The following is an 18626-nucleotide window of genomic DNA, read 5'->3' on the forward strand; positions in this document are numbered from 1 at the left end:
TTGTACTTCGTTGCAACGTAGCGCGATGCTTTGCGCTCAGTCTGGTCAACCGAGCTTTTTCAAGCTCCGGCCTTGAGGCCGGGGTAATTGACGTTTATCAGGTGAAAATCGTTAGTGTTGTTGGCCAGGAGTCTGTCGGGCTTAGGAGCAATCGGCTGAAAAATTGCCTGAGCGATCCATATTTGTTTTGAAAAACAAAATTTGGACTGAGGAAAAGGAAAATCAGTGTTTGTATTATTTTATATGGGGGCAGTAGTCAGAACAAGCATTTTGCCGCTCGCTGATCGAATCAGATTGGAGCAAATTATTTCTGATCGCGCTGTGGATGCTCAATGCCAAATGAAAACCATGAGTTCGTTTGACGAAGGTGTTGTATTTTTCAGATAATTTCCCTGTGGAAATATTTTTTTGTTTAAAATAATTTCATTCTTGATAAAAAAATACAGCAATCGGTGGCCCAAGCCGATTTCACCTTGGAGTCGACATGACGTATTCATCACTGCAAAAATTTGGCTGGTCGCATTGCTTTTTTCAACAGTTGTCTTTGCTTGAAATTGGCGCTGAAGAGACGCCGGAGCGCATCTTGCGTATTACTGCAATCCACCGTAACCGCGTCGTCGCGATGGGGCTGCACGGCGAGCGCTCTGTCCTATGCGGCGCGCAGTTTCAGCCGCTCAGTCAGCATTTGGCAGTGGGCGACTGGGTGATCGCTACGGCGGACCACGAGCATCACCGTCTCCAGCGCATCTTCGAAGCAAAAAATCGCCTGCGCCGTATCTCGAATGGCGTGCCACAGGTGATCGCGGCGAACCTCGACTATTTATGGATTGTGACCAGTGCTAACGAAGAGTTCAACGTCAAGCGACTCGAACGTTACTTGGCCTTGGCCTATGAGTTTAACATCAGCCCGGTGCTGATACTGAGCAAGAGCGATACCTGTGATGATCTTGAGCATTATCTCGATCAGCTTACCCGCCTAGGTGTGGAGCATGTCCACGGTCTGAGTGTCAACATACCGGCTTCGCTTGATGTGTTATCAGCCTACCTCGGTGCCGGTACCACGATCGCCTTGATCGGTTCGTCCGGTGTCGGTAAGTCGACATTGATCAATGCCATGTTGGGTAGCAATTTGGCGACTCGGGAAATTCGTCAAGATGATGCCCACGGCAAGCACACCACTACGCGCCGTGAGCTATTCTTTTGCGACAATGGCGTGGCGATCATCGACACCCCCGGCATGCGCGAGTTGCAACTGGATGAAGCCACCCAAGGTCGGGAGCGGGTGTTTCAGTCCATTATGGCATTGAGCCAGCACTGCCGCTATAATAATTGTTGCCATGTTGCTGAGCCTGGTTGCGCTATTCGGAGCGCAATTGCTGATCAGCGTCTTACCGAGGCTGAATTCGCTAATTACAGCAAGCTCTTGAAAGAAGAAGTGTCGCAGCAACGGCGTGCCGAGGGCGCGCATGCGGTCAAACAGCACTATCGCGACTATTTTAAAAAGGTGCATAGCGCCAGAAAAGATCAGTGGTAGTCTCCGAGGAAGCGCAGAGTTAATCTGCGCGGTTTTGGTCGATTTTTAAGCTCGCTCGAAGCTCAACTCGCCACACTGATCTGCGATTGCAGATAATTTTGTATCCCGACTTTTTCCATCAGCTCAAGTTGGGTTTCCAGCCAATCGATATGCTCTTCGGTATCTTCGAGTATCAATTGGAATAAGTCACGTGAGACATAGTCGGCGCAAGTTTCAGCCATCGCCACGCCTTCCTTGACAGTTTGTTGCGCCGCTAATTCCAGCTTGAGGTCGCAACGCAGCATTTCTTCCGCATGCTCACCGATCATCAATTTGTGCAGTGCTTGCAAATTCGGTAAACCACCGAGCATCAAAATGCGGTCAATCAACTTGTCGGCATGCTTCATTTCGCCTATCGATTCTTGATATTCTTTCTGTGCAATTTTATCGAATCCCCAATGCTTGTACATTCGTGCATGCAAGAAATATTGATTGATTGCGCTCAATTCATTAGTCAATTGTGCATTGAGCAGTTTGATGACTTTGGCATCGCCTTTCATGAAATTCCTCTCGAAAACGGTTTATGAATTTTTATCATAGCAATCGTGAGCGAATTTTGCAGTCATTTTTTGCCCTTGGGCTCGAATTTAAACGCGGCGACTTTGCTGTCTCTCGTGACGGTGACGAGGTGGAGGCGCTGTTACCGTGGAATTTGCATAAGCACGATTTAGCCAGTGAAACCGTTGCTTGAATAGGTTGTTGATGATGGAGCGCTTACAACTTACCAACTATCCTGACACAGAGGGAGCTCTTCTGCTGCAGAAATAAAAGCGTCAATTTCGCCGCCAATTTTGTCACATGCCTTCAGCTATCAAGCGAAAAATTGATCACCGCCTTGGCCGCGACACTGATGGCTTTGCCGTCTTCCAAATACGGTTTGAACAGGGCGCGTAAGAGTGCATAACGGGCCGCTTCATCGAGGCGTGCGGAACCGGACGATTGATGCACCTCTACGCTATCGGCTTGGCCAGCTTCATTCACTACTACGCGCAGTATCACCTTGCCCTGTTCGCGCAAACGCCGTGACTGCGCCGGGTAAGTCGCTTGTGGTGCGCGCAGGTATTCGAGCTGGCTGATGCTTTTCGGTTCTGCGCTGGTTTTACTACTGTTGCTGGCCGTGGCTGTGACAGTCGCGACAGCCGCGCTGCTGACAGTGGGTAGTGCAGCGGCAACTGGGCCAGCGACGATAGACGTGGCAGCCGGCAGTGTGATGCTGGGGAGCTCAGGTGGTGCGATGACGGCGATGGCGGGGGCTGGCAAGGCTAGGCTGCGGCTGATCAGCGGCAACTGCGGCGGCGCCAGCGCTGGCGGGGCGGCCGGGTTGATGAAGATGGTGACGAGTTCTTTCGGCAGGCTGGGTACGGCAGTCGTCAGCATGCCTTGCTGGAGTGCGAAGATCAGGCACACGTGCAGTGCCGCGATCAGCGGGAGCGCGATCCAACGTGTGTTCGCGCGTGGCTGGCCGAGGTTGCCGGCGCAGGCGTAAGCATTCATGCCGCGACTCCTGAGAGTGGCCGGCGCTGCAAGACCAGCGGGATGACATGGGCCGGCAAGGCGCTGTTTTCATTGCATTCGCGTAAAACTTTTCGGGCGCAGCCGGCGCATTTTCCGCAGCACGTGCCAACTTGTAAATGGTGCCGCAAATCAGCCATCGTGGTGTGGCCAGCCGCACAGGCGCTGGCGATCTGGCGTTCAGAAATATTATTGCAGACGCAAACGATCATCACTGTCTCTCTTGGTCGTTAAGTGGAATGGCGTGGTGGTGTTGCGTTCATCCAAGAAAAGCGGCGCGGCTTGCTCGACTGGGGTAGTTGCGCATCGATCAGCCCGGCCCATTGCTCCGATAATTGCAAGCAAGTGGCATGCAAGACGGGGGCTAAGTTAGGCAAGGCGGTCAGGGCTTTCAAGTGACGTTCAATCACGGCGGCCAATTTGAGGCAGGCGCTGCTACCGTCGCTTTGCCGGGCATTGACGCTGTAATGCGACATCAGATGCAGTAGCGCCGAGACCAATAACTCGGGTTGCGTGCTGTGGCCGCTCGGCGTGCTGTTGAGTTGCTCGTTTGAATAAGCTAAGGACATGGCGCTTCTCCCTGTGATGATGGTGCGGGCCTGAATTCAGGCGGTCAGTATCAATTTGTTCAAGCGCGTAAGGCGCAGGTGGTAAATTTTTCCCTCGTGATCGATCTCAATTTCTCTTTCCCTTTGCATGAGTTCGCAGCTCTTGAGGCGCGGAATGCTGCCAGATATGCTGGGCCGGCACGGTTGTGGCGAGGCTGACGTCACATCGGGCTGGCAAGAAGAAGGGTGGCGCGCTTCGAGCATTCGATTCTCCTAAATCTAAATGATAACAATTCCTATTTAGGATTATAAGCGCGAGCCGATATTTTGCAAGTGCTTTTTATAGGAACGGTCGATTTTTTGTGTTGGAGTGGTCGCCGCGACGAAAAAAAACCCGGCGAACCGGGTTGGATAGAGTAGTCAGGGGAGATTCAGGCGCGTTGCGCCATCGCTTCGCCCATCACGACCGATTTTTCCGCCTGCCAAGCAGGATCGAACTGCGCGGCACCGGCCGGGAATAATAAGACCACGGTGGAGCCGAGCAGGAAGCGGCCCATTTCTTCACCTTGCTTTAATACGATCGCTTGATCGCGGTAATGCCACTCTTGGACTGCTTTGCGGCGTGGCGGGTTGATGATGCCATGCCATACCGTCGCCATACTGCCGACGATGGTTGCACCAACCAGTGTCAGGACGAAGGGGCCGTGATCAGATTCAAAAAAACACACCACCCGTTCATTGCGCGCGAATAAGCCTGGTACGCCGCGGGCCGTGGTCGGATTGACCGAAAACAAGTCGCCCGGAACATAGACCATGCGGGTGAGTCTGCCATCGCAGGGCATATGGATGCGGTGGTAGTCGCGCGGGCTCAGGTAGATAGTGGCAAAGCTGCCGTTGGCATAGTTGGCCGCCGCTGCACTGTCGCCTCCGAGCAAGGCGGTGGCTGAGTACTGGTGGCCTTTGGCTTGAAAAATTTGCCCCTGCTCGATGGCGCCGAACTGGCTGATGGCCCCGTCGACCGGGCAGACCAGTGCGCTCTTGGCTAGCGGGCGGGCATCGGCACGCAGCGCGCGGGTGAAAAACTCATTGAAGCTGGCGTAGCTGGCAATATCAGGATTGGCTGCTTCCGCCATATTGACACGATAACGGCCGATAAACCAAGTGATCAACTTGCTGGTGAGCACGCCTGCTTTGGCATTGGCAACTTTGCCGGCAAAGATAGTCAGCGCCTGTTTGGGCAAAAGGTATTGCGGTAGGACGGCAAGTCGATCAGACACGGTAGAGGCCCTGTTGAGATATCGGTCGAGAATTATAACGTTGCGCGCCAGTAAAGCGCAGTTTTTGCTCTGTTTCTGCACGAGAAAGCAGCGCAGTTGAGGTAGCTGTGGGTTTTGAATACGTTTTGCCTAAATGGTGTTTAGTTATAATCTATTGGATATTTAAAAATCATAGTGATATGCTTTATGTCATCGCGGGTCGACGGCCCGTACCAACCGCCCACTAAGGAGATTTTTATGAAAACTGTAGGTCAAAAATTAGACGCATTCAAAGTTACAGCAGCTAAGCCAGGTTTTAATCATCACGAAGAGAACGGCGTTTCCGCATTTGAAGACATCACCGAAGCCTCGTTCCCAGGCAAATGGAAAATCATTTATTTCTACCCGAAAGATTTCACTTTCGTTTGCCCAACAGAAATCGTTGAATTCGCTAAATTGACGAATGATTTCGCCGATCGCGATGCTATCCTCTTGGGTGGTTCGACCGATAATGAATTCTGCAAATTGGCATGGCGCCGTGAACATAAAGACCTCGACAAGCTCAATCACTATTCGTTTGGTGATTCCACCGGTTCCTTGGTTGACATGCTTGGCGTGCGCGATATCGCTGCCGGCGTTGCTTTGCGCGCGACTTTCATCGTCGATGCGGACAATGTCATTCAGCACGTTTCGGTGAATAACCTCAACGTTGGTCGTAACCCAACTGAAATTTTGCGCATTCTTGATGGTTTGCAAACTGATGAACTGTGCCCATGCAATCGTAGCGTCGGCGGTTCTACACTGTAAGCAAGTAGCGAGTATGATGAAACCCGCTGCGGCGGGTTTTTATCTCACTAATAGATAGGAAAAAACTATGGAATTCTTAAATTCAATTAAAAGTAAGATCCCTGATTATGCCAAGGATATTCGTCTCAATCTCGACGGCACCATCGCCCGTTCCAGCCTAGAAGGCAATGATGCCGTCGGTGTAGCGCTGGCAGCGGCCTTTGCGGCAAAAAGTAAGTTCATCATCGATGCGATACGCAGTAGTGATGCCATCAGTGCCGAAGAAATCCACGCGGCCCTGACTGCCGCCGCGCTCATGGGCATGAATAATATCTGGTACCCGTATGTGGAAATGGCGGACGATGCCGATTTGAAAACCCAGGCTGCGCAATTGCGTATGAATGCCTATGCCACCAATGGTGGGGTCGATAAGCGTCGCTTTGAAATGTATGCACTGGCAGCATCAATCGTCGGCAAATGCCACTTTTGCGTGAAATCACACTTCGAATTACTGCAAAAAGAAGGTATGTCGGTAACACAATTGCGTGATGTCGGCCGTATTGCTGCAGTAATTAATGCTGCTGCTCAAGTGATTGCAGCAGAATAAGTCTTAGTGCCTGAGCAGGCGGCGCTTATTTAACCGGGATCAGCGCTTTTTTGGCGCTGTGATTCGGGTCTTGGTATAACCAAGGCAGGACGAATTTCGTCATCTCGGAAGCCGCATGCACCGGTGCTTTAGCTTGATGCGCCACGGCGCTGCAAATGGCTTCGATCAGGCACAGGGCCGCACCTTCTGAGTTGGGTGAGAAGTGCCGCCGTGTCTGTGCATACAGCGTGACATTGGCCAGCGCCGCCAGCGGCGAACTCGGGGCATCCGTCAGTGCCAAGATAGGGACATGCTTTTCATGCAATTGGCGCAAGATGGTCACGACATCTTCGGCATAGCGTGGAAAGGAAATGCCGATGATCAAATCGCGCTCGGTGTATTTGAACAATTGCCGTGCCACGGTGGATGGCCCGCCGCTGCCTATGGTCGATTGCACAGTAGTGCAAAACGGATCAAGATTATGTGCCATCAAACCGCCGAGGAAGGCGCTGGCACCGTAGCCGACGATGTAGATGCGTTCGGCATTGAGTATCATGCGTACCGCTTGATTGCATAAATCGGTATCGAGGGCGCGCCGTGTCGCTTCTAAATTCGCCAAATCTTCATTGAGCGAACCGGCGATAATTTCGGTACTGCTGGCCGGACGGTTGACTTCGCTGCGCAAATTATCGATCGGTGCCAACATGGCTTCAAACCCACACACCAATTCGGCCCGAAATTGCGGATAACCTTCGAAGCCAAGCGCGCGCGCAAAGCGGTTCGCGGTCGCCACAGAGATGCCGACGGCATTGGCGAGTTCATCAATCGACATCGTGGCAGAACGAAACACATTGGACAGTACATAGTCCGCCGTTTTTTTATGCGCTTTCGACAAGTTCATGTAGACCTTGCCTATACGGACGTTGACTGTGCCACCAAGGGCGTTGGTATCTGGGCGATTCATGAAGATCCGTTGTGTGCGCTGTATGAAAAATACTAATGTAATTCCATCATGTCAATGTGTCATTCGGTCGAGCAAGTGGACTTGCTTTAATTCAATTGTGACATGCGTTGAGCTGAATATTTATCCGAAATATCGCTAATAGTGTAAATTATATTACATTCGAACTCGATAAACAGCGCAAAACACGCAAGTTTATCCGGCATACGATACACCAGTCTGCTGCGCTTGCGTAGATAAATTGTGACATTGTGTCTACTTGCAAATGCATACAAGCGGTGTATCGGTGTGATCAACAGCGCTCCGTTTCAGAGTCCGACGGCGTGGATAATGCCACCACCCAAGCAGACCTCACCATCATACAAGACGGCAGATTGCCCCGGAGTGACGGCCCATTGGTTTGTCTCGAAATGTAAGGCAAAACGATCTTCATCAGCGCCGAAGGTGCAGGCCATATCAGCCTGACGGTAGCGTGTTTTAGCCGCCAAGGCCGCTTGTTGCGGCGCATGTCCGGCCACCCAGCTTACTTGCCGGGCTTCCAAATCTGTCGATAATAGCCAAGGATGTTCATGACCTTGCACGGCGTACAAGGTGTTGGCCGCAATATCCTTGCGTGCCACATACCAAGCATCGCTACTGCCGTCGGCGTTTTGATGTGATTTGATGCCGCCTATCCCTATGCCTTTGCGCTGTCCCAAGGTGTAAAAACTCAAACCGACGTGCTGACCGATCAATTGCCCTTCAGGTGTACGGATATCGCCCGGCTGATAGGACAGGTAACGGTTGAGGAATTCGCGGAACGGGCGCTCGCCGATGAAGCAAATACCCGTTGAATCTTTTTTCGTGGCATTCGGCAGGCGTAATTGTTCGGCAATCTTGCGCACTTCGGTCTTGTGGATTTCACCGAGCGGAAAGAGGGTATTGGCCAGTTGTTGCTGGTTCAAACGGTGCAGGAAATAGCTTTGGTCTTTACTGGCATCCAAGGCTTTCAGCAATTGAAATTCACCATTGACTTCACGCACTCGGGCGTAGTGGCCGGTAGCGATGTAATCGGCACCGAGTTGCATGGCGTGATCGAGGAAGGCTTTGAATTTGATTTCTGCATTGCACAGCACATCGGGATTCGGGGTGCGACCGGCTTGGTATTCGCGCAGAAATTCGGCAAACACCCGATCTTTATATTCGCTGGCAAAATTGACGGCTTCGATATCGACCCCGAGCACGTCGGCCACGCTGACCGCATCGATCCAGTCTTGCCGAGTCGAGCAGTACTCGCTGTCGTCATCATCTTCCCAGTTTTTCATGAACAGGCCGATGACTTCATAGCCTTGTTCTTTGAGTAGCCACGCCGATACCGATGAATCAACGCCACCCGACATGCCTATCACGACTCTTTTTTTACGCATTATTTCGGTCCGAGTGCGCTGGGATGGGTAAACAAGAGCGACAGCGGGGCGCGTTTCCCGCGTAAAAAATCGTCTATGCATTGTAAGACCAGCGGGCTGCGATGGCGGTGTTCGCAATCGAGGATCTCGTGGTAACTCATCCACAAGGCGCGCACGATGCCGCTGTCGAGCGGGAGACCAAGGGCCGCACCGACTTCACCAGTGAAGGCAAAGCGCAGATAGGTTTGCTCGTCGGAGTGCGACAGGTAGGTACCGATGAGGGCGGTGGGCGTGAAGTCGTGCGCGCTCTCTTCCAGAGTTTCGCGGATTACGGCTTGTTCCAAGGATTCACCGGCTTCCAGATGACCGGCCGGTTGGTTGAAACGCAAGCCCTCAGGCGTTTCTTCTTCTATCATCAGAAAACGATGATCTCTTTCAATAATTGCAGCCACGGTAACGGCTGGTTTCCAAATAAGTGACATAACTTCTTTCTCGTAGCCCTATATTTTACTTTGTCGTCAAAATTTGTGTGGCAAACCAGCAAATTTGTCAGCAAATTAGTGCGTGCAGATTTGCTGCTTGTCTTGCTAATTGCCCAGTAAATGAGCACAGTGGGTGACTTTTGGTCCGTGCTTTATTATCCAGTTTTTTTATACAACATTGTTTATAAAGGGAAATATATTTTTTTCTATTAATTTTCAGGGATCTTTTCTCGTGCACCGAAGTGGTGAATAAAAAAATTCAGTAAAAAACGAACGGTTGTGCTAAAAAACATTTTACGTGTAATATCGTTGTCGAATACTAAATGTAAGATCCCAGTAAGAAATATTCGTTCACGCCAAGCCGCCCTGATGGCGAGTCGTTCATCGACGCCTGAGCGCAGACTGCTGGTATCCATGCCAAAAGAATTTATTGACTGTCAGGGAGTACATCTATGAAAATCGGCATTCCCGCCGAGACCCGGCCCGGCGAAACACGTGTCGCGGCCACCCCGGAAACTATTAAGAAGTACATTGCGGCTAAGCATGTCGTGATCGTACAAGCCGGCGCCGGTATCGCTGCCAGTATTACTGATGAGGCGTATCTGGCCGCTGGTGCCCAAATCGGCAGCGCGGCAGAGGTATTTGCCGCCGAATTGCTGCTCAAGGTGCGCGCACCGGATGCGAACGAACGGACTTTGATCAAGTCCGGCACGGTCGTCGTCGGCATGCTCAACCCGTTTGATGCCGACAATCTCGCAGCCATGGCGACACACGGCTTGACTGCGTTCGCCCTCGAAGCCGCGCCGCGCATTACCCGCGCGCAGGCTATGGATGTGCTGTCTTCACAAGCCAACATCGCCGGTTATAAGGCAGTCATGATGGCGGCCAACACCTATCAACGCTTCATGCCTATGCTGATGACGGCTGCCGGTACCGTGAAAGCGGCACGCGTGCTGATCATGGGCGTCGGGGTAGCCGGTTTGCAAGCGATCGCCACGGCCAAGCGCCTGGGCGCAGTGATCGAGGCCTCGGATGTGCGCCCACCGGTAAAAGAGCAGGTGGAGTCACTCGGTGCCAAATTCATCGATGTGCCCTACGAAACCGATGAAGAGCGTGAAATCGCCAAAGGCAGCGGCGGCTATGCGCGCTCGATGCCGGCGGCGTGGATGGAACGGCAGGCGGCCTTGGTGCATGAACGGGCCAAGCAAGCCGATATCATCATCACGACCGCCCTGATACCGGGACGGAAAGCGCCGCTGCTGATTTCCGAAGAGACGGTCATGGCAATGAAGCCGGGTTCGGTAATTGTCGATATGGCGGTTGAGCAGGGCGGTAATTGCCCCTTGTCCGAACTCGATAAAATCGTCACCAAGCATGGCGTGCATATCGTCGGCATAGCCAATTTGGCGACGCTGGTGGCGGCCGACGCTTCGGCTTTGTATGCGCGCAATGTGCTCGACTTCCTCAAGCTCATCGTCGATAAAGAGGCGGCTTTGGCCATCAACCGCGACGATGAAATCATCGCCGCTACGCTGATGTGCCACGCCGGCGAAGTCTGTAAGAAGTCATAGAAGTAAATCTTGCCGGAAAACATAGAGGTTTTGCCGGCATGGTCGTACATTTTTTAGAAACACGTATCAGAAGGTAGAACACCCATGCAAAGAAATATGCTCCGCGCCAAAATTCATCGCGCCACTGTCACCCAGTGCGATCTCCACTATGAAGGTTCATGTGGAATTGATGAAGATTTGCTCGATGCTGCCGATATCACGGAACACGAACAGATCGAGCTCTACAACGTCACCAACGGTGAGCGCTTCTCCACCTATGCCATTCGTGGCAAACGCGGCAGCGGCGAAATTTCGCTCAATGGCGCGGCGGCCCGCCGAGTTCAGCTCGGCGATCTGATGATTATTTGTACTTACGCGCCGATGACAGAAGAAGAAGCGCGCACTTACAAACCGAAGGTGGTGTTTGTTAACGCTAAGAATCAGATCAGCAGTCTTAAGGAGTATTAAGGAGTATTCAATCGGCCAGTCGGCCTTGCTGCCGGCGCCTGGTTTTGCATGTCGCATATCCCGATAACAGAGAGGACATCATGGAAGTCAGTCATACCCTTACCAATCTCATCATTTTTGTGCTGGCAATTTATGTCGGCTACCACGTGGTGTGGACGGTTACGCCCGCTTTGCATACGCCTTTGATGGCGGTGACCAATGCGATTTCAGCCATTATCATCGTCGGTGCCATGCTCGCTGCCGGCCTTACCGAAGGCTTGTTGGCGCAAGTGATGGGCACCTTGGCCGTCGCCTTGGCGGCCGTCAATGTGTTCGGCGGTTTTTTGGTGACCCAGCGCATGCTGGAAATGTTCAAGAAAAAAGAGCCGAAAAGCACGACCAAGGAGATTAAATAATGAGCATGAATTTGGTTACGATGCTGTATTTGATCGCATCGGTTTGTTTTATTCAAGCCCTCAAAGGTTTGTCGCATCCATCCACGGCCCGACGTGGGAATGCTTTCGGCATGCTCGGCATGGCGTTGGCCGTGGCAACCACGATTGCACTCATCATCAAGCTCAAGACTGAAAGTGCCGGCAATGGCCTAGGCTATGGCTTGGTGACACTCGGTGTGGTGGTCGGTGGCAGTATCGGTGCACTGCTGGCGAAACGTGTGGAAATGACGAAAATGCCGGAACTCGTCGCGGCCATGCATTCGCTCATCGGTTTGGCGGCAGTTTGTATCGCCGTGGCCGTGGTGTCTGAGCCTTGGGTATTCAACATCGTCGCCCGTGATGCACCTATCCCGTTCGGCAATCGTCTCGAATTGTTCATCGGTACTTTTGTCGGTGCCATTACCTTCTCGGGTTCGGTGATCGCGTTTGGCAAGCTCTCGGGGAAATACAAATTCCGCCTGTTTCAGGGCGCGCCGGTCAGCTTTGCCGGCCAACATCAGCTTAATCTGGTGCTGGCGCTGGCGATGTTCGGCTTGGGGATTGCTTTTTGTATCACCCAAAGCTGGACACCGTTTGCCTTGATGGCAGCCTTGGCTTTCATCCTCGGTGTGTTGATCATCATTCCTATCGGCGGCGCCGATATGCCGGTGGTGGTTTCCATGCTCAACAGCTATTCCGGTTGGGCGGCAGCGGGGATCGGGTTTTCACTCAATAACTCCATGCTCATCATTGCCGGTTCCTTGGTCGGTTCCTCCGGTGCGATTCTGTCTTACATCATGTGTAAGGCGATGAACCGTTCTTTCTTCAATGTCTTGTTGGGCGGTTTCGGTGGTGCGCCGGCGGCGGCGCAAACTGGTACCCAGGCGGCACGCAATGTCAAATCCGGTTCCGCCGATGACGTCGCGTTCTTGCTCGGTAATGCAGAGACGGTGATCATCGTTCCTGGTTACGGTCTGGCGGTCGCGCGTGCGCAGCATTCCTTGAAAGAATTGACGGAAAAACTGACGCACAAAGGTATTTCGGTCAAGTATGCGATTCATCCGGTGGCTGGGCGTATGCCGGGTCACATGAATGTTTTGTTGGCGGAAGCAGAGGTGCCTTACGATCAAGTGTTCGAGATGGAAGACATCAACAATGAATTCGGCCAGGCCGATGTGGTACTGGTACTCGGTGCCAATGACGTCGTCAATCCTGCCGCCAAAGATCCGAAATCAGCCATCGCCGGCATGCCGATTTTGGAAGCGTACAAAGCCAAAACCGTTATCGTCAACAAGCGTTCGATGGCGTCTGGTTACGCTGGTCTCGACAATGAATTGTTTTACATGGATAAAACCATGATGGTGTTTGGCGATGCGAAAAAAGTGATTGAGGATATGGTTAAAGCGATCGAGTAAGCGATGCTGATTAAAATCGGTGCGCGTCATTGCGCGTGCCGGCTGAGGGGGCACCTGTGTGGAACAGTGTGTCCCCTTTTTTTTGCGCCCTCGTCGCACCAGGAATAGCTTTTTTCTGAAAGCTTTTCTTGCTGCATCGATGCAAAATTAAGATTTATTATGTGCTGACCTTCCAGAGAGCCTATGCCAAAATTTGTTTTTTATGCGGCACCACCGCGTGCTGCGACGACGTTTCATATTGAGAATCATCCCCCGGCGGCACCGCCGCGTGGCTTGGCACAGACCCAAGCGGTGTCGAACTCGACATTGAGCGTGCCTGCCCGCAGTGAGGGGGCACAGCAAAAAAAGACCAAGTCTTTTTTCTCTCGACTCAAAGCCGTGTTTAGTGGTCGCGGCACGCATTCGCCACGCTCTGCCGCTGCACCCACTGTCAGACATGCGCTGGCCTTGACACCGCAAGGCGCGGCGGTTGGCCGCGATAATGCATTTTATGGTCAGATTACTTTTAGCAATATCATGCCCAAACACTTGCCAGAGCCTAGCGAAGTGACACCACCAAGCAGCAGAACGGTAAGCGAAGCCTTGGTCGATATGGTGGCACTGATCGAAGCCAGTACGGAAATCGGAGAAATCACCAAATGTGAGATGGGAGGGACGTTGCGAAGCCATTTCCTTGCGGGCGGGGTGTCACAAAACAGTTTAAAAAATTTATATACGGTATGGGCCGCCAAGTACGCACGCAGCACGGGCGAGTTGTTACCCAGCATTCAAGCACTGGTCGATTCTGCCGATAAGAAGCTTGCTCTGGATAAACAGAATGATCAATACTACTGCCAACTGTTCGAACGCGAACTGGCGTGCGATTTACTCGCCCGTCCCAATTCGGGCATGCTGCAAATCAGCCAAAACATCAAAGATTATATGCTCGCTGATATGGCTTGCTACGATGAGGCGGGACAAAATTACATCAGTCTGCTGGTCCGTGAGCACATGGCACAAGATCAGGCCGAGTACTTAACAAGTATCCCTGAGGCGGCGCAGTTCATTGCGCAACCTTCGCCGTTTGGTTTGATTAACATGCTCAATACCGACTCTGTGCACGCCATCCCTTTGGTGTTGGCGACCGCACTCCGATATCTGCTGTGCGCGCCGCAGTGCGCGAAAATAGTCAATGATGCGCATCAATTTTATACGGATGTCATCCTGACGAGCCGCAGTTTGCACGTCGCCAGTGACAAAGACCAAGAGCTCGGCATGGCAGGCTGTAATAATTTATTGAATTTTCTATTCCATGAGATTGAAGAACAGTGTCCTGGGTTTTCTATGGAACAGGCAACCCTGATGACAGCGGCATATTTTTCTTTCGTCGGAGGGCAAGCCTTGAATGATACCTTCGCCGTTTTTGCCCATCACAGCAAGCAAAATTTCAAACCTTTCTCTTATAAAGCATTGAGTTACAACAGCGATGTCGCGCCTGCGGTCGATCATGCCTACCAAAAACTTGTTAAGGTGTCGGCAGAAATACAGCAACTAAACGTCAACAGAAGCCAGGAGTCGGTCGCGTAAGTCTGACGGAAAACACAGCATGCTGCGTTATTCCCACATGCCTTTGACTGATCGTTACCCATAAGTTTTAACAATGTGCGCCATTCCCCCGGGCCCTCTCTTGGCCGTTTCCGCCAGCGCGAAAATGACGAATTGGGCGACTGGGGGGATGCGTAATTGAGCTGAATGTGGGTAATGATCAGCCAAAAGGGCACGCGAATGTCTCGATGCAGTCTTCAGTACTTTGAAATAAATTTTCTTTGGTTTTTTGGTACCAGTCCGATTGTTGCATCTTTTTTTAATCCCTAAAATTGCTGTGAGCTAAAGACTTTAACGCAGCAACTCGCTCAGCGACGCCTTTATTACTTCGATCGAGCAAGGGAAATTCACATCATCATGTCTCACATTCACTCTTTTTCCAGTTCGATGTCGGCGCTGTTTCGCCGTGCCACCGATACCATCAACGGCGATAAAAGTCCTGGCACCGGTGTTAAAACTTTTGTTGCGGCGAAAAATAGCGAGGTGCGCGTCAGCGCACCCTCGTTGAAGCCGATGCAGCCAATCAAATCTGCATTTTTCCAGCAGATCAGAGCGCTTTCCAGTCTGACAGGTGGCCACAAGGCGAGAGAGAGAATGGAACGTGAGCTAATCGGAAAAAGCATTGCGCCGCAAATTGCAGAAAAAACTATGCATCAAATACGTTACGATGGCTTTGGGGTGATTCAAAATGTGCACGGAAAATTGAGTCAAGCCGATTACACGCTGTTACGCAATCATATTGTGACGCCTTTAAGCGCAACACCGATTAAGCATGAAGCCGGGAAAATCAGAACGGCCGGCGAAGCACTGATAGACATCGCGGCAGCATTGGAAAAAAGTAGCGAACTAAGCCCTGAGACCAAGTCGCAGGTAGGATTGGCGCTAAAAAATGATTTCCTATCACGCGATTTTTCTGCCGAGAGTTTAACGACGCTGCGTGATGCGATCGCCAGCCAATATGCTGATCAGGCGAAAGATATTCTCGCAAGCATAGATCGCATGATCGCTTCCATTGATAAAGAATTTCACGTCACTCGGCATAATGATAATTACTACGGACGCTTGTTTGAGACCGAGTTATCCAGTCACTTGGTGCTGCACCCGAATGCAGACATGCTTGCTGCTGGAAAAATGATTGCCGATTACGTAAGCAAAGATTTTCAAGCGCATAGCAAGTCGGCGCAATCGGAGATTTGCCAATACGTTGTCGACATCATGAAGAAAGATTGTCCGGCATGGCGGACTGACATGCTGGAAGCGAATCAATTTATTGCCAGCAGCACGCCGAAAAATTTCATGGCGATGCTGGCATGCGAAGACGCATACAGCCTTCCTTTGCTGCTGGCGCTGGCGGTTAAATATACTAATTGCGCGCCTAGCTTGAGCGGTATGCTGGCTGAGGCAAGCAAGCTCTATGTCAATGTCATCACGCGACAACGCTTGCTTGTGCGGGTGAATAATTCAGCCGAGCAATCGCAGCGTCACGGTGTCATGCTGCATTACCAGAAACAGGCCGCGAGCGCCGAATTACATCTTGGTCAGGGTGAACGACCAATCGACCGGTATCAATTGCCGGTAACCAACCTGACCGGTCACAATCAGGCGGCGCTGCACAGCGAAACGCCGGTTGCTGTTGGTATGTCGGGGAGTAGCAATATTTTGAAACACTTATTCAAAAAAATAGCAACGGCTTCTCCTGCTTTTCCTACGGAACAGGCACAGTTAATGACCGCAGCCTATTTGACCTTCAGCGGCGGCCACACCTTCAACGAAGCCTACACGGTGTTCAACTATGAAAGTAATCGCTACTTTGCCCCGCTGTCGTATCAAAAGCTACAAGAAAATCCGGGCGCAACGGCCGCTGTCGACCATGCTTACCAACAGTTACTATTGCATGCGCAAGGGTTGAATGAGGCCAAGTCTTGATTTCGAAAAATTAACGCCGTACCAGCGTCGATTTGCCGAACAAGCTCTCGATCAAGTCGACCGCTAACATCGCCGTTTGGTTACGCACATCGAGGGCAGGATTGAGTTCGACTAAATCGAGCGAAGCCATCATGCCGGTATCGGCGATCATTTCCATGCACAGTTGCGCTTCGCGGTAAGTCGGCCCGCCCAATACGGCGGTGCCGACGCCGGGCGCGATGCCGGGGTCGAGGCAATCCATATCGAAGCTCACATGCAGGTGGGTGTCGGCATCGAGTCCGGCCAGTACCGAAGTCATCACATTGCGCATGCCGTGCTCGTCGATGTAACGCATGTCGAACACTTGCATGCCCATTTCATCGATGAATTTTTTTTCGCCGGCGTCGACACTGCGGATGCCGATCAGGCGAATGTCGTCGGGCTGCATGGCCGGGGTGTGTCCGGCATACCCGATCAATTCTTTCGGACCATGTCCCATCAGGCAGGCCACCGGCATGCCGTGGATATTTCCGGTCGGGCTGATGGTCGACAAATTACTGTCGGCGTGGGCATCGAACCAGAGCACGCGTAATTTTTTACCAGTGCTACGGCAATGCGCGGCGACCGCGCTGATCGAACCGATGGCCAGGCAGTGATCGCCCCCCAACATCATCGGCAAATGGCCATTGCGCAGGGCCAGTTCGACCGCATCATAGACTGCCTGATTCCAGTCTATTGCCTGGCGCAGATGGCGCAAACCATTGACGGCCGGTTCCCAGGGATTGGCCGGGCCATGCAAGTTGCCATGGTCTATCACTTGCAGACCACGGGCGCTCAAAGCTTCATTGAGGCCGGCCACGCGCAAGGCGTCCGGGCCCATACCGGCACCGCGTACACTGGCACCGACATCGGTCGGTGCGCCAATCAGGGAAATGGTTTTCATTCTTTTATCGTTTCTATAGTCAAGCGTGTATCGGTAGTTCGGTGGCGTTACCAGCGGTTTGAGTCGGTGTGCTGGTCGCGGCAGCGACTTGTGTTGCCATTCCCATGCCGTACAAATCTTTCGGGTTCATCATTTCCGGAATCAGATCGAGCAGGGCCGAGGTTTTTTGCATCACATATTTTTCAAGATAGCGCATGGCGGAAAAATCTTCGAGCGCAAAGCCGACCGAATCAAACACCGTGACTTGCTCGGCATTGCTGCGGCCGCTGGCGCTGCCGGCCAGGATAGTCCACAGTTCGGTGACGGCGAAATCGGCCGGCATTTGCTGCAATTCGCCTTCCATACGCGATTGTGGCTCATATTCGACTACGACGTGAGCGCGTTGCAGGATATCGGCATGTAATTCGGTCTTGCCCGGGCAATCGCCGCCGACGCCATTGATATGCATACCGGGGCGTATCATTTCGGGGGTCAGGATGGTGGCATTGGTTTTGTCGGCCGTGACGGTAGTGACGATGTCGGCACCGAGTACGGCAGCGGCGACCGAAGCGGCGCGGATCACGCGCAGTTGTGGGTAAGCGCGCAGATTATGTATCAGTTTGTCGGTGGCCGCCGGATCGACGTCATACACGCGTAATTCTTCTATTCCCAGCATGGCGTGGAAGGCGATGGCTTGGAATTCGCTTTGTGCGCCGTTGCCGATCAGTGCCATGCTGCGGCTGTTCGGCCGCGCCATGTAGGTAGCAGCCAAGGCTGAGGTAGCGGCTGTGCGCAGAGCGGTGGTCAGGGTCAGTTCTGAGAGCAAACGCGGATAGCCGGTATCGACATCGGCCAAGACGCCGAAGGCGGTCACGGTTAATAAGCCGGCTTGGGTGTTTTTCGGGTGACCATTGACATACTTGAAGGAATAATTTTTACCATCTGAAATAGGCATCAATTCGATCACCCCATCGGCTGAGTGATTCGCCACGCGGGCCGATTTATCAAACATTTCCCAACGCAGATAATCTTCTTTAATCATTTGCGCCATGCGGGTGATCGCGGTTTCCGGCGTGACCAGACGTAAGTGGGTTTGCATTTCTTGAGTGCCGATGAAAGTGACCATGGTGTTCTCCGTATAGTGTATGAAAGACGGAACATTGTCAGTGGGGTAGATTGCTGCCCCGGAAGCCGTTGCGAAATTATTTCACATTTCGCAAGAGCCTCAGTGCGCCAGGCGCGACTGTGATCGACTTGTTCCTGCCTTTATTGTAGCCATG

At 52.2% G+C, this 18626-nt stretch carries 22 protein-coding genes; 10 read left to right on the forward strand and 12 right to left on the reverse strand.

Features of this window, described 5'->3' with window-relative positions; genetic code table 11:
- Both QN359_RS08430 and rsgA read left to right on the forward strand, forming a co-directional pair.
- Nucleotides 1–191, forward strand: a 191-nt coding sequence (locus tag QN359_RS08430) for a hypothetical protein (RefSeq protein WP_323493566.1), incomplete at its 5' end; no start/stop codon positions are given.
- 293 nt (nucleotides 192–484) lie between these two features.
- On the forward strand, nucleotides 485–1534 hold the full coding sequence (gene rsgA / locus QN359_RS08435; RefSeq protein ID WP_322250882.1) for a ribosome small subunit-dependent GTPase A: 1050 nt from the start codon (nucleotides 485–487) through the stop codon (nucleotides 1532–1534).
- A 62-nt stretch (nucleotides 1535–1596) separates the two neighbouring features.
- Here the strand turns inward: rsgA and bfr are convergent, their stop codons facing one another.
- The 6 genes from bfr to asd all read right to left on the reverse strand — a co-directional run bounded on the left by bfr (nucleotide 1597) and on the right by asd (nucleotide 4910).
- Nucleotides 1597–2073, reverse strand: a complete 477-nt coding sequence (bfr, locus tag QN359_RS08440; protein WP_322250883.1) for a bacterioferritin — start codon at nucleotides 2071–2073, stop codon at nucleotides 1597–1599.
- A gap of 304 nt (nucleotides 2074–2377) precedes the next feature.
- Nucleotides 2378–3067, reverse strand: coding sequence for a TonB family protein (locus QN359_RS08445; protein ID WP_322250884.1), 690 nt, complete (start codon nucleotides 3065–3067; stop codon nucleotides 2378–2380).
- On the reverse strand, nucleotides 3064–3297 hold the full coding sequence (locus QN359_RS08450; RefSeq protein WP_322250885.1) for a (2Fe-2S)-binding protein: 234 nt from the start codon (nucleotides 3295–3297) through the stop codon (nucleotides 3064–3066). Before QN359_RS08450 ends, QN359_RS08445 begins: the two co-directional genes overlap by 4 nt.
- An 18-nt stretch (nucleotides 3298–3315) precedes the next feature.
- On the reverse strand, nucleotides 3316–3654 hold the full coding sequence (locus QN359_RS08455) for a hypothetical protein (protein WP_322250886.1): 339 nt from the start codon (nucleotides 3652–3654) through the stop codon (nucleotides 3316–3318).
- A gap of 36 nt (nucleotides 3655–3690) precedes the next feature.
- Nucleotides 3691–3897, reverse strand: a complete 207-nt coding sequence (gene hemP / locus QN359_RS08460; RefSeq protein ID WP_322250887.1) for a hemin uptake protein HemP — start codon at nucleotides 3895–3897, stop codon at nucleotides 3691–3693.
- Between the two features lie 167 nt (nucleotides 3898–4064).
- Nucleotides 4065–4910: an archaetidylserine decarboxylase gene (asd, locus tag QN359_RS08465; protein ID WP_322250888.1), complete on the reverse strand. Its 846-nt coding sequence runs from the start codon at nucleotides 4908–4910 to the stop codon at nucleotides 4065–4067.
- 237 nt (nucleotides 4911–5147) lie between these two features.
- Here asd and QN359_RS08470 point away from each other — a divergent pair, with 237 nt between their 5' ends.
- Nucleotides 5148–5696, forward strand: coding sequence for a peroxiredoxin (locus QN359_RS08470; RefSeq protein WP_322250889.1), 549 nt, complete (start codon nucleotides 5148–5150; stop codon nucleotides 5694–5696).
- A gap of 67 nt (nucleotides 5697–5763) precedes the next feature.
- Nucleotides 5764–6282: a carboxymuconolactone decarboxylase family protein gene (locus QN359_RS08475; RefSeq protein ID WP_322250890.1), complete on the forward strand. Its 519-nt coding sequence runs from the start codon at nucleotides 5764–5766 to the stop codon at nucleotides 6280–6282.
- A 25-nt stretch (nucleotides 6283–6307) separates the two neighbouring features.
- Here QN359_RS08475 and QN359_RS08480 read toward each other — a convergent pair whose 3' ends face one another.
- From QN359_RS08480 to QN359_RS08490, 3 genes are all read right to left on the reverse strand, one after another.
- Nucleotides 6308–7225: a MurR/RpiR family transcriptional regulator gene (locus QN359_RS08480; RefSeq protein WP_322250891.1), complete on the reverse strand. Its 918-nt coding sequence runs from the start codon at nucleotides 7223–7225 to the stop codon at nucleotides 6308–6310.
- A gap of 305 nt (nucleotides 7226–7530) precedes the next feature.
- Nucleotides 7531–8628, reverse strand: a complete 1098-nt coding sequence (mnmA, locus tag QN359_RS08485; RefSeq protein ID WP_322250892.1) for a tRNA 2-thiouridine(34) synthase MnmA — start codon at nucleotides 8626–8628, stop codon at nucleotides 7531–7533.
- Nucleotides 8628–9089: an NUDIX hydrolase gene (locus QN359_RS08490; protein WP_322250893.1), complete on the reverse strand. Its 462-nt coding sequence runs from the start codon at nucleotides 9087–9089 to the stop codon at nucleotides 8628–8630. The genes mnmA and QN359_RS08490 overlap by 1 nt, the downstream gene beginning before the upstream one ends.
- A 452-nt stretch (nucleotides 9090–9541) precedes the next feature.
- Between QN359_RS08490 and QN359_RS08495 the strand changes: the two genes are divergently transcribed.
- From QN359_RS08495 to QN359_RS08515, 5 genes are all read left to right on the forward strand, one after another.
- Nucleotides 9542–10660 (forward strand): Re/Si-specific NAD(P)(+) transhydrogenase subunit alpha, encoded by a 1119-nt coding sequence (locus tag QN359_RS08495; protein WP_322250894.1) that lies wholly within the window; start codon nucleotides 9542–9544, stop codon nucleotides 10658–10660.
- A gap of 84 nt (nucleotides 10661–10744) precedes the next feature.
- A complete protein-coding gene (panD, locus tag QN359_RS08500) occupies nucleotides 10745–11107 on the forward strand; it encodes an aspartate 1-decarboxylase (RefSeq protein ID WP_322250895.1) in 363 nt (120 codons plus the stop codon).
- An 80-nt stretch (nucleotides 11108–11187) separates the two neighbouring features.
- Complete coding sequence (locus QN359_RS08505; protein WP_322250896.1) at nucleotides 11188–11502, forward strand: NAD(P) transhydrogenase subunit alpha; 315 nt, start codon at nucleotides 11188–11190, stop codon at nucleotides 11500–11502.
- Nucleotides 11502–12935 (forward strand): NAD(P)(+) transhydrogenase (Re/Si-specific) subunit beta, encoded by a 1434-nt coding sequence (locus QN359_RS08510; RefSeq protein ID WP_322250897.1) that lies wholly within the window; start codon nucleotides 11502–11504, stop codon nucleotides 12933–12935. The genes QN359_RS08505 and QN359_RS08510 overlap by 1 nt, the downstream gene beginning before the upstream one ends.
- Before the next feature lie 183 nt (nucleotides 12936–13118).
- The gene (locus QN359_RS08515; RefSeq protein WP_322250898.1) at nucleotides 13119–14501 is read left to right on the forward strand and encodes a hypothetical protein; all 1383 of its coding nucleotides are present in this window, start codon (nucleotides 13119–13121) and stop codon (nucleotides 14499–14501) included.
- A gap of 386 nt (nucleotides 14502–14887) precedes the next feature.
- Here QN359_RS08515 and QN359_RS08520 read toward each other — a convergent pair whose 3' ends face one another.
- Nucleotides 14888–15142: a hypothetical protein gene (locus QN359_RS08520; protein ID WP_323493568.1), complete on the reverse strand. Its 255-nt coding sequence runs from the start codon at nucleotides 15140–15142 to the stop codon at nucleotides 14888–14890.
- Nucleotides 15143–15167: 25 nt separating this feature from the next.
- Between QN359_RS08520 and QN359_RS08525 the strand changes: the two genes are divergently transcribed.
- The gene (locus QN359_RS08525; RefSeq protein ID WP_323493239.1) at nucleotides 15168–16445 is read left to right on the forward strand and encodes a hypothetical protein; all 1278 of its coding nucleotides are present in this window, start codon (nucleotides 15168–15170) and stop codon (nucleotides 16443–16445) included.
- A 10-nt stretch (nucleotides 16446–16455) separates the two neighbouring features.
- Here the strand turns inward: QN359_RS08525 and rocF are convergent, their stop codons facing one another.
- Nucleotides 16456–17367 (reverse strand): arginase, encoded by a 912-nt coding sequence (gene rocF, locus QN359_RS08530; protein ID WP_322250901.1) that lies wholly within the window; start codon nucleotides 17365–17367, stop codon nucleotides 16456–16458.
- A 19-nt stretch (nucleotides 17368–17386) separates the two neighbouring features.
- A complete protein-coding gene (locus QN359_RS08535; protein ID WP_323493240.1) occupies nucleotides 17387–18472 on the reverse strand; it encodes an ornithine cyclodeaminase in 1086 nt (361 codons plus the stop codon).
- Nucleotides 18473–18626 lie beyond the last annotated feature (154 nt).

It is taken from the genome of Undibacterium sp. 5I2 (assembly GCF_035019605.1).
Lineage (GTDB): Bacteria > Pseudomonadota > Gammaproteobacteria > Burkholderiales > Burkholderiaceae_D > Undibacterium.